This is a genomic window from Serratia sp. 2880STDY5682894, from assembly GCF_001537385.1.
Taxonomy (GTDB): domain Bacteria; phylum Pseudomonadota; class Gammaproteobacteria; order Enterobacterales; family Enterobacteriaceae; genus Serratia; species Serratia nevei.
This window is the reverse complement of the sequence record NZ_FCJA01000006.1, coordinates 366,990-377,108: the sequence shown is the minus strand read 5'-3', so window position 1 is coordinate 377,108 and position 10,119 is coordinate 366,990. Positions and strand designations below refer to the sequence as shown.

Annotated in this window: 11 protein-coding genes; 1 reads left to right on the top strand and 10 read right to left on the bottom strand. The window is 64.9% G+C overall.

What is annotated here, in order from left to right:
- Positions 1 to 128: 128 nt before the first annotated feature.
- Complete coding sequence (gene pgl, locus AWX27_RS16225; protein WP_060423698.1) at positions 129 to 1,124, bottom strand: 6-phosphogluconolactonase; 996 nt, start codon at positions 1,122 to 1,124, stop codon at positions 129 to 131.
- A 178-nt stretch (positions 1,125 to 1,302) separates the two neighbouring features.
- Between pgl and AWX27_RS16220 the strand changes: the two genes are divergently transcribed.
- Positions 1,303 to 2,121, top strand: coding sequence for a pyridoxal phosphatase (locus tag AWX27_RS16220; RefSeq protein WP_060423695.1), 819 nt, complete (start codon positions 1,303 to 1,305; stop codon positions 2,119 to 2,121).
- A 31-nt stretch (positions 2,122 to 2,152) separates the two neighbouring features.
- Here AWX27_RS16220 and modC read toward each other — a convergent pair whose 3' ends face one another.
- The 9 genes from modC to AWX27_RS16180 all read right to left on the bottom strand — a co-directional run.
- Entirely contained in the window at positions 2,153 to 3,220 is a 1,068-nt protein-coding gene (gene modC / locus AWX27_RS16215; RefSeq protein ID WP_060423692.1) for a molybdenum ABC transporter ATP-binding protein ModC, read from the bottom strand.
- Positions 3,221 to 3,910 (bottom strand): molybdate ABC transporter permease subunit, encoded by a 690-nt coding sequence (gene modB / locus AWX27_RS16210; protein WP_015377003.1) that lies wholly within the window; start codon positions 3,908 to 3,910, stop codon positions 3,221 to 3,223.
- Positions 3,907 to 4,680 (bottom strand): molybdate ABC transporter substrate-binding protein, encoded by a 774-nt coding sequence (gene modA, locus AWX27_RS16205; RefSeq protein WP_060423689.1) that lies wholly within the window; start codon positions 4,678 to 4,680, stop codon positions 3,907 to 3,909. Before modA ends, modB begins: the two co-directional genes overlap by 4 nt.
- Positions 4,681 to 4,838: 158 nt before the next feature.
- Entirely contained in the window at positions 4,839 to 4,988 is a 150-nt protein-coding gene (locus AWX27_RS24625; RefSeq protein WP_004939813.1) for an AcrZ family multidrug efflux pump-associated protein, read from the bottom strand.
- A gap of 145 nt (positions 4,989 to 5,133) precedes the next feature.
- Positions 5,134 to 5,922, bottom strand: a complete 789-nt coding sequence (locus AWX27_RS16200) for an ABC transporter ATP-binding protein (protein ID WP_060423686.1) — start codon at positions 5,920 to 5,922, stop codon at positions 5,134 to 5,136.
- Entirely contained in the window at positions 5,919 to 6,944 is a 1,026-nt protein-coding gene (locus AWX27_RS16195; protein WP_060423683.1) for a FecCD family ABC transporter permease, read from the bottom strand. Before AWX27_RS16195 ends, AWX27_RS16200 begins: the two co-directional genes overlap by 4 nt.
- A 1-nt stretch (position 6,945) precedes the next feature.
- Positions 6,946 to 7,701 carry a class I SAM-dependent methyltransferase gene (locus AWX27_RS16190; RefSeq protein WP_060423679.1) on the bottom strand — a complete coding sequence of 252 codons (756 nt, stop codon included), beginning with the start codon at positions 7,699 to 7,701 and terminating at the stop codon, positions 6,946 to 6,948.
- Between the two features lies 1 nt (position 7,702).
- A complete protein-coding gene (locus tag AWX27_RS16185) occupies positions 7,703 to 8,698 on the bottom strand; it encodes an ABC transporter substrate-binding protein (protein ID WP_060423676.1) in 996 nt (331 codons plus the stop codon).
- A 4-nt stretch (positions 8,699 to 8,702) separates the two neighbouring features.
- On the bottom strand, positions 8,703 to 10,119 hold a 1,417-nt coding region (locus tag AWX27_RS16180), incomplete at its 5' end, for a TonB-dependent receptor (RefSeq protein WP_060423673.1).

The window sequence follows — 10,119 nt, the reverse complement described above, 5'->3', positions numbered from 1 at the left end:
AGCAGGTTTTTACAGGCAGAGCCAAAACCGAGTCGATAACCACGTCCACAGGACGTGGTTTTAAGTTAGGAATAAAAAAGCGCGATTCAACCGAACCGCGCTTTTTCCATACTCGTCTGACCGCCGAATTACTTCGCCAGCACGCTCACCCACATCGGGCCTTTGCCCACCGGATAACGCGCCAGCGTGGTCAGCTCACCGCTGCGCTGATCAATCTCATGCACCGCGATGTGATCGGACTTCTGGCCGGACGAAATCACGAAGCGGCCGCTGTGATCGATATTGAAACCGCGCGGCTGCGCTTCGGTCGGGTGATAGCCGACCACGCTCAGCGTGCCGCCGTCTTCGGAAACGCTGAAGATGGTCAGAATGCTGGCGGTGCGATCGCTGGTGTACAGGAAGCGGCCGTTCGGCGTGATATGAATGTCCGCCGCCCAGCGGGTGCCATCGAAGTCGGCCGGCATGATGTCCAGCGTCTGCGTCACGGTGTAGTGACCGCCGTTTTCCGAGATGGCCAGCACGTCCACCGTACCGTCCAGCTCATTGACGCAGTAAGCGAACTTGTCGTTGTGGTGGAACGCCATATGACGCGGCCCGGCGCCGGCGGCGGTCGCCACCGCTTCCTGCGCGTGTGGCGTCAGCTGGCCCGCCAGGCTCAGGTTGAACAGGCGGATGCGGTCTTCTTTCAGGCAAGGCACCAGCACCAGCTGGTTGGTCGGATCGATGTTCGCCGAGTGCGGCGCGGTCAGGCCGTCGATCTGCTGAATAGGCGCCGTCACCACGCCGTCGTGGCCGATCGGGCTGATGCTGGCGCAGTTGCCGCTGTAGGAGGCGGAGAACAGGTAACGCCCCTGCAAATCGGTGGAGATATGGGTCGGGCTGCCCGGCAGCGGCGCCATGCCGGCCTGCTGCAGCGTGCCGTCCGCCTCGATGCGGTAGCTGACAATGCCGAACGCCGGACGTACGCCGACGTACAGGTGGGTCTTGTCCGGATGAAGGGTCATCGGCTGCACCTGGCCCGGCACGTCAACGGTTTGCAGCAGCGCCAGCGCGCCGGCATCGTCCAACTGCCAAACGTGGATCTGCTGGCTCTCCGGGCTGGCGACATAAACGATTTGCTTCATGTGTTCTCCTTGCAAAGGGTAAAAGAGGAACCGGTTTCAGGCCGTTCGATTGCCCCTAGCTTACCGCACATCCGTCGCATGGCAACCCCGCTTAGCACCGGAAGCTCACGCGGTTTTCTCCGTTGGCTATCCGGTGTACCATCGGATTAATTTTATGGCTAACGATAACGAGAACCCTATGAGCTACCGCGTCATCGCCCTCGATCTTGACGGCACCCTGCTGGACAACCAAAAACGCATCTTACCGCAGTCGCTGGAAGCGCTGGCGCAGGCGCGCGCCGCCGGCATCCAGGTGGTGGTGGTCACCGGCCGCCACCACGTCGCTATCCATCCGTTCTACCAGGCGCTGCAGATCGACACCCCGGCCATCTGCTGCAACGGCACCTACCTGTATGATTTTCAGCAGAAGAAGGTGCTGGCGGCCGATCCTCTGGCGAAAGATCAGGCCAAGCAGGTGCTGCAGATGCTCAAACAGACCGACATTCACGGGCTGATGTACGTCGACGACGCCATGCTCTACCAGGAGCCGAGCGGCCACGTGACCCGCTCGCTGGCCTGGGCCGAAACCCTGCCGGCGGCGCAGCGCCCAACGCTGCTGCAGGTCGGCAGCCTGGCGCAGGCGGCCGACGACGCGCAGGCGATCTGGAAATTCGCCACCTCGCACGCCGATACCCTGGCGCTGCGCGAGTTTGCCGACACGGTGGAGAAAGAGCTGGGGCTGGCGTGCGAATGGTCCTGGCACGATCAGGTGGATATCGCCAAAGGCGGCAACAGCAAAGGCAAGCGCCTGCGCCAATGGGTGGAGTCGCAGGGGCTGAGCATGGATCAGGTGGTGGCGTTCGGCGACAACTACAACGACATCAGCATGCTGGAAGCGGTCGGGTTGGGCGTGGCGATGGGCAACGCCGATGACGCGATCAAGGAACGCGCCGATCTGGTGATCGCCGATAACCTGCAGCCGGGCATCGCCGAGGTGATCCGCACCCGCATGCTGTAATCTTTTCGCCCTCCCGCCGGGAGGGCCTGTCTTAACGGCTCTCGCGGCTGATCGACACGCTCTTCACCTGCGCGTACAGCCACTGCCTAGGGCGGATCGCCAGTTCGTCTCGCGCCCACGGCGTGATCCGCGCCCACAGCACGTGCTCCCCGACCGCCAGCTTCACTTCCACCTGCCCGTCCACGTCCAGACACTCGCTTACCTTGGCCGGCAACACGTTGCGAATGCTGCTGTTGACCGGCGGCTGCAGCACCAGCGAGACGTCGGCGGCGTTGATGCGAATGCGCAACTGGGTGCCCAGTTCGGCGTCGATACCGCTGACCCACAGCCTTTGATCGCCGAGCGCCAGCGCGGTCATGGCATAGCGCTGATGATGCTCAATCACGCTGACGCGCAGCACGCTGCTCTGATCTTCACGCTGCAGCCACGGCCGCAGCGCGCTGCTGGCCCAGACGGCTTCCAGCCCGCCGAACGCACGCACCTCGCCGCGATCCAGCACCATCACCTGCTCGGCCAGGCGCAGGATCTCGTCCAGGCTATGGCTGACATAGAGGATGGGGATGTTGACGTCCTGCGCCAACCGCTCCAGATACGGCAGAAGCTCGCGTTTGCGCGGCAGATCGAGCGAGGCCAGCGGCTCGTCCATCAGCAGCAGTTCCGGCGCGGTCAGCAGCGCGCGGCCGATCGCCACCCGCTGTTTTTCACCGCCGGAGAGCGTCAGCGGCAGCCGATTGAGCAACGGCCCGATGCCCAGCAGCTCGACGATAGTGTTGAACTGTGCGCGCATGCCGGCCGCCATGCCGTACTGCAGGTTGCCGCGCACCCGATAGTGCGGGAACAGCCGTGCATCCTGAAACACGTAGCCGATACGGCGCTTTTCCGGCGGCAGGCAAAGGCCCGCGGCGGTATCCACCAGCGTGCGGCCATTGAGCGCGATGCGCCCCTGCTGCAAACGGGTCAGGCCGCCGATGGCGTTGATCAGGGAAGTTTTGCCCGCGCCGGACAGGCCAAAAATCGCGGTGATGCCCTGCGCCGGCAAATCGGCGCAGACGTTGAGATTAAGGTCGCCCAGCTGCTGCGAGAAATCCAGCTCCAGCATTTACACCCCCATCCGTTTGCGGCCCCAGCGGGCCAGCCATTCGGACACCATCAGCGAAGCCAGTGACAGCACGATGGCGATCACGCACAGCCGCGCGGCGGCGGCTTCCGCCCCCGGCGTTTCGATCAGCGTATACATCGCCAGCGGAATGGTGCGGGTTTCACCGGGAATGTTGGAGACGAAGGTGATGGTGGCGCCGAACTCCCCCAGCGAGCGGGCGAAGGCCAGCACCACGCCGACAATGACGCCGGGCAGCGACAGCGGCAGCGTGATGGTGAAAAACACCCGCCACGGGTTGGCGCCCAGCGTGCGCGCCGCCTGCTCCAGCCGGGTATCCACCGCCTCCAGCGCCAGCCGGATGGCGCGCACCATCAGCGGAAACGCCACCACCGCCGATGCCAGCGCGGCGCCGCGCCAGCTAAAGCTGAAGCTGAAGCCGAACCAGTCGTACAGCCACTCGCCGATGACGCCGCGCCGCCCCATGGCGATCAGCAGCAAATAGCCGACCACCACCGGGGGCAGCACCAGGGGCAGGTGAATGACGCCATCCAGCAGCGCCTTGCCGGGAAAGCGGCAACGCACCAGCACCCAGGCCATCAGAATGCCGAACGGCAGGCTGCAGACCACCGCCAAACCGGAGACTTTCAGGCTCAGCTCAACCGCCTGCCACTCGTACTCACTCAGAATCATTTACGCGGGGTGAATCCATAATGTTCAAAAATAGCGGCCGCTTCCGGGCCCTTCAGATAGGTATAGAAAGCGCTGACCGTCGGATTTTGACGATCTTTCACAATCGCCATCGGATATTCAACCGGTTTGTGGCTGTCTTCCGGGAATACGCCCACCACTTTCACCTTGTCGCTGGCGACCGCGTCGGAGCCGTAGACGATGCCGAACGGCGCTTCACCGCGCTCCACCAGCGCCATCGCGCTGCGCACGTTGTTGGCGCGCGCCAGTTTCGGCTCCAGCACGCTCCAGGCGCCCAAGTGTTCCAGCGCCTCTTTGGCGTAGATGCCGGCCGGCACGTGATCCGGATCGCCCACCGCCAGACGGCCGCCGTTGAGCAGCTTGGTCCAGTCGGTCTGCTTGTCGATGGCGATCTTACCTTGCTTATCGCTCTTGGCGGCGATCAGCACCAGTTCGTTGCCCAGCAGCGTATAGCGGGTGTCTTTCACCATCTGCTGCTTGTCGATGGCGTAATCCATCCACTGTTGATCGGCGGAGATGAACAGATCGGCCGGGGCGCCCTGCTCAATTTGGCGCGCCAGCGTCGAAGAGGACGCAAAGGAGGAAACCACCTGCACATCCTTGCCTTTTTGATACTGGGTGGCGATGTCCTGCAGCGCGTTGGTCAGCGACGCGGCGGCGAACACGGTGATCTTTTCCGCCGCCGAAGCCTGTGCCACCAGGCCCGATGCCAACACGATCCCGCCAACCCATTTGGTCCATTGCTGTTTCATTGTTTTTCTCCGCAAGTTAACGTGCATTATCACTCTTCGTTATATAAAAAATAATATAACGTTGCGCGAAAGCTTGTCATGCGGTTTATCGGCAAAGCGTGAGATAACTTGAGGAATGCCCGCCGGGCGATGCCGGCGGGTATCGGGATGGGGAACGGTCAGTGCTGGGTGCGATTTTCTTTCGAACGGCCCACTTTGGAGAAGACGTTGAATACTTCGCCAAAACCGTAGATCAGGCCGAGGATCAGCGCCATGACCACCGGCACCATGACCACGGCAAACAACAGACTTTTCAATAATTCCAACATGATAGCCTCGCTTAACTGCCCATTGAGCGGCAAATGCCTTTCACCGCATATCGGGTTATTCTAACCCAAAAAATCGGTAAAACCGGAGTTATTTTAGCCAGCGGGGCGAAATTGTGATCGGCTAAACGTGCCCTTTCCACCGGGCTCATGCCGGTGCGGGGTAATAGATCAGCGGCGGCGCATAGCCGGCGGGCGCCGCCAGCCGGGCCTCCACCCCGTACACCGCGCGAATGTTCTCCGGCGTCAGCGCCTGCCGCGGCGCACCCGCCGCGCAGACCCTGCCCCACTGCAGCAGCGCCACCCGATCGCAATAGCAGGCGGCCAGATTCAGATCGTGCAGCGTCACCACCACGCTGAGCTTCAGCCGCCGCAGCAAGGCCATAAATTGCTGCTGATGGGCGATATCCAGATGGTTGGCGGGCTCATCCAGCAGCAGCCACGGCGTTTGCTGCGCCAACGCGCGTGCCAGGTGCACCCGCTGCCGTTCGCCGCCGGACAGCCGCTGCCAATCGCGATCGGCCAGGTGGCTGATGCCCACTTGCTCCATCGCCTGCCCGGCGAGACGGCGATCTTCGGGGCCGAAACCGCGCCAGCGGCCGATATGGGCCAAGCGCCCCAGCAGCACCGCCTCCTTCACCGGCAGCGCGAAGGCGCCGGGGGCGGATTGCTCGAGAAAGGCGATGCGCCTGGCGCGCTCCCGCCCGGAAAACGCAGTAATTTCGCGCCCTTCCAGCCAAACGCGGCCCCCGGCGGCAGGCTGCAACCCGGCCAGCAGCTTGAGCAACGTGGATTTACCGCTGCCGTTGACGCCGAGCACGCCGGTGACCTCACCGGGCAAGGCGCAGAAATCCAGATTTTCCAGCACCGTGCGTTCGCCCGCTCGCCAGCTCACCGCTTCGGCGCGCAGGCCGGATCGCGCTTTTTCAATCGTCATGCATTGACCTTCCGATACAGCAACAGCAGGAATACCGGCACCCCCAGCAGCGCCGTCAGCACGCCGACCGGCAGCTCGCGCGGGGCAAACAGCGTTCTGGCCAGCGTGTCCGCCGCCACGGCGAACAGCGCGCCGCACAGCGCGCTGGCCGGCAACAGCAGCCGATGCCGCGAACCGACCAGCCGCCGGGCGACATGCGGCACCGTCAGCCCGATAAATCCCACCGCGCCGCTGAACGCGACGATCGCCGCCGTCAGCGCGGTAGTCACCACATACAGCAGCAGCTTCAGCGGAGCCACCGCCACCCCCAACGAAGCGGCGGTCACGCCGCCGAACGCCAGCGCGTCCAGCTCACCCGCCCGCAGCCAACAAAGCAGCAGCGCCGCCGCCAGCGCCAGCCCGCACAGCCCGACCTGCGGCCAGCGCGCGTCGCTGAACGATCCCAGCAGCCAGAACATCACGCCGCGCGTGGCGTTGGCGTCCGCCTGCCAGAGGGTGATCAGCGAAGTCAACGCAGAAAGCAGCTGCGTCACCGCCACCCCGGCCAGAATAAACAGCGTGGACTCCCCCTGCAGCGAACGCCCGGCCAGCAGCATCACCAACGCAAACGCTCCCAGCGCGCCGATAAACGCGCCGCCGGACACCGACAGCAGGCCGCTCCCCAGCCCCAATACCAATACCGTTACCGCCCCCACGCCGGCGCCGGAGGAGATGCCCAGCACCCAGGGATCGGCCAGCGGGTTGCGGGTCAGCGACTGCAGCACGGTGCCCGCCAACGCCAGCCCGGCGCCGGCCAGCGCCGCCAACAGCGCGCGCGGCATCCGCAGCGACCAGATGATGCGCTGATACACCTCGGCGTCGGTCGCCGCACTGCCGCTGACGCCGAACACGATGCGCCAGGCGTCGTGCCACGCGATCGGCGCAGGCCCCGACAGGGTGGCGCCCAGCAGGGCCAGCGGCAGCGCCGCCGCCAGCAACAGCAGCCAGCCGGCCTTACGGCCGGGCAGTAACCCCCGGATCATGCTATTTCCAGCCTGCGATCACATAGTCGTCCAACAGCTGCCACACCGTCCCCGCCTCGCTGAAACCGGCTTGTCTAAGCGCCGCGAGCTGGAAATCCACCGGCGTCGGCGGCGGCACCGGGCGGCCGGCGAACAGCGCTTCACGCTCGGCCTGATAAGCGGCCAGCGTCGGCGATTGCAGCGCGCCCGCAAACCAGCGATCCCAATCCTCGACGCCGTTGTCCCAGGCGCGCTGTTGGGTCTGCTCGTCGTGCCGCTCCGCCAGCGCTTTCAGCTGCGGCTGACGCTGGTCATAGCGCTGATGATCGGCGTTCAGGAACACGCCGCCGTCGGCTAGCAGCCCGGCAACGTTGCGGTACAGCGCCAGCTGCTGCTCGGGCATCAGCCAGTGCAGCGCCGTGCTGGATACCGCCGCCTGTGGCGCGGGGCCGGACAGCGCGGCAAAACAGGCCGGATCCGCCAGATCGGCCTGCAGAATGCGGATCCGATCGCCGTACTCCGCCAGCGCACCGCGCGCCACCGCCAGCAACAGCGGATCGAGATCGATGGCGGTCACCCTGGCCTGCGGAAAGCGCTGCAAAATGCGCAGGCTCAGCGAGCCCGGGCCGCAGGCCAGATCCACCACGTGAAAATCCTGGCCGGCGGCCAGCGCCAGCACCTCCAGCTGGGCGTTAAAACGCGCTTCCCGTTCGGCGATGTAGGCCGCCTGCTGGCGATCCCAGGAGTCCAGCAGCGAAGAGAATGAAACGGCAGTCATATCAAGGTTCCTTGTTGGAAAAAGTCGGCGCCTGCGGCGGCAAGGCCGCCAGGCCCCGAATCAAACGGCCCAGCGCCGCCACGGTGCGGGCGGAAGGGTCCATGTCGTAACCGGGGAGGATCACGTAGCGCCGCTGACGCACGGCGCGCAGCGTCGCGGTCAGCGGGTGATGTTCCAGAAAGGCGATCTTATCGGCCGCGCTGTCGCCGAGGCCGCCGCGCGGCAGATCGCCAAGCACGATCGCATCCGGATCGCGGGCGGCGATAACCTCCCAGGACACCGTCGGCCACAGCTCGGGCCGATCGCCGAACAGGTTCTCGCTACCGACGCTGCGGCTCAGCAAACCTGGCGCGCCGCAGCAGCCCGCCACGTAGGGCGTTTGCGCGCCGGCATACCACCACAGCAGACGTAAATGCGGCAGCGGCGCGCGCTGCGCCTCAAACGCCCTCAGCTGCCCGCGCAGCCGCGCGACCAGCGCTTCACCGGCGCTGCTGACGTTGAAAATGCGCGCCAGCTCCCGCAGCTCGGTGAAAATGTCTTCGAACGTCAGCGCGGCGGCGATCGCGCTTTGCTGGCCGCTGCAGGCGCCGGGAGAGAGATAAGTGCCGATGCCCCATTCTGCCAGCCGCGCCCGATCGGGCGTTTCCGGGCTGTGCAGCCAGTAATAGCTAGCCGAATAGACAAAATCCGGCCGCATCAGCAGCAACGCTTCCGCCGTGGGCGGCGCCGGGCTGGTGGGCGCCTGCAATGTCTCGGCCGACGCCGTTGGCACGGGATCGCGCGTGCGGTCATACCCGACCACGCCGATCGCGCGGCCAGCCAGCCCCAGCGCCAGCAGGTTTTCCAGCGCCGGGTTGGCGTAAACCAGCACCCGCTGCGGCGGCTGCGGGTAATCGCGCGTTACCCCGCAATTTTGCAGGCTGACGGCATCGGCACGCAGCGGCGCGCTGCCGCCCAATCCCAGGGCGTACAACAGCAGGGCAAGCCAGCGTTTCACGCTGTCAGAACCTGACCGACACGAAGGTTTCATAACTGCGCGGCGGCGCGATCAGCGCCTGATCCGGATAGGTGCGCTGATAGGCGTACAGCTGGTTGGTGGCGTTGCGAATGCGGAAACCGACATCAACGATCGGCGTCAGCTGATAATCCGCCGCCAGATCGAGCGTGGTGTACGCGCGCATCTTGCGCTGGTTGGAGTCGTCGTTGTAACTGCTGCCGACGTAGCGCAGTGAAGAAGCCAGCCCCAGGCGCTCCGTCGCCTGATAATGCACGCTGAGGTTGGCGGTCCAGTCCGGGATATAGGCCGGGCGATTGCCGTTGTAGCTGCGCAGCGGGCTACCGCCGCGATAGTCGTCGTAGCGGGCATGCGTGTAAGCGGCGTTGCCGGCCAGCTCCCAGCGTTCGTCGGGACGCAGCACCACGCCAAGCTCAATGCCGCGCGACGTCTGCCTGCCTACCGCGTTCAACGCATCCGGCCGCTGCGCGTCGGGCACAAACAGGTTGTCCTTGCGCAGTTCGTACAGCGCCAGCGTCGCCTCGCCCTTGTTCCCCCAGAACTGCCCTTTGGCGCCGGCCTCCCACTGGCGCGCTCGCGTCAGCGGCAGATCGGTCTGCGTTGGGCTGAGGAAGAACAGATCGTTGCCCGGCTCCTGGCCGGTGGTGTAGTTGGCGTAGAGCGTGAGGTTGTCGGTCAATGCATAGCTGGGGCCCAGGCTCCAGGTGCTGAAAACGTAGGTGTGCGCGCGGCTCTCTTCCTGCGGCCCCTGGAAGCGCCAGTCCATGTTCATATGGTTGTAGCGCAGCTGGCCCAGCAACGCTAAACGCTCGGTCAGGCTGAAGCGATCCTCGAGAAAGGCGGCGTACTGGTTCTGGGTAACGTGGCGCACCGGCGCGCGTTGGCGGTCGGTACCCTGGGCGAACGGCTCTCTGGGCGGCGCGCCAAGCGGTACGTCTTCCGAGCCGGGGAAACCGTTGGAATAATACTGAAAATGCCGCTTGCTCAGATCGAGGCCGACCAGCAACCGGTTATCAAAACCGGCGATGGCGCGGTCGAATACCAGCGAACTGCGGTTGCCGATCAGATCGTCGTCGTGCGCCAGGGCGCCGAAGGAGTCGCGGTTGACGTCGCCGGGCCGGGCCGCCGCCGCGACGCGGAAGCGCTCGACGTTGCGCCATTCGCGAAAGCCGCTGTAGTAATAGAATTGGTTATGCCATTCCACTTCGGGCGTCATAAACCAGTCCAGGCTGGCCTGAAATGCGGTGGCGTTGCTCTGGATGCGGCTGTCGGTCAGGTTGTTGTAATTGATGTCGCGCAGCTCGCCGGCAATGCGCCCGTCCAGCAGCGGCGTGCCGTAGTAAGGGTTGTTGGTGCGGTTGAGCATGCGGTCCAGGCTAAGCGTCAACAGCGCATCGTCCGTC

Excerpts from the sequence above, each read along its gene's own strand:
- pgl (WP_060423698.1), bottom strand. The coding sequence starts at position 1,124 with ATGAAGCAAATCGTTTATGTCGCCAGCCCGGAGAGCCAGCAGATCCAC.
- AWX27_RS16220 (WP_060423695.1), top strand. The coding sequence starts at position 1,303 with ATGAGCTACCGCGTCATCGCCCTCGATCTTGACGGCACCCTGCTGGAC.
- modC (WP_060423692.1), bottom strand. The coding sequence starts at position 3,220 with ATGCTGGAGCTGGATTTCTCGCAGCAGCTGGGCGACCTTAATCTCAAC.
- modB (WP_015377003.1), bottom strand. The coding sequence starts at position 3,910 with ATGATTCTGAGTGAGTACGAGTGGCAGGCGGTTGAGCTGAGCCTGAAA.
- modA (WP_060423689.1), bottom strand. The coding sequence starts at position 4,680 with ATGAAACAGCAATGGACCAAATGGGTTGGCGGGATCGTGTTGGCATCG.
- AWX27_RS24625 (WP_004939813.1), bottom strand. The coding sequence starts at position 4,988 with ATGTTGGAATTATTGAAAAGTCTGTTGTTTGCCGTGGTCATGGTGCCG.
- AWX27_RS16200 (WP_060423686.1), bottom strand. The coding sequence starts at position 5,922 with ATGACGATTGAAAAAGCGCGATCCGGCCTGCGCGCCGAAGCGGTGAGC.
- AWX27_RS16195 (WP_060423683.1), bottom strand. The coding sequence starts at position 6,944 with ATGATCCGGGGGTTACTGCCCGGCCGTAAGGCCGGCTGGCTGCTGTTG.
- AWX27_RS16190 (WP_060423679.1), bottom strand. The coding sequence starts at position 7,701 with ATGACTGCCGTTTCATTCTCTTCGCTGCTGGACTCCTGGGATCGCCAG.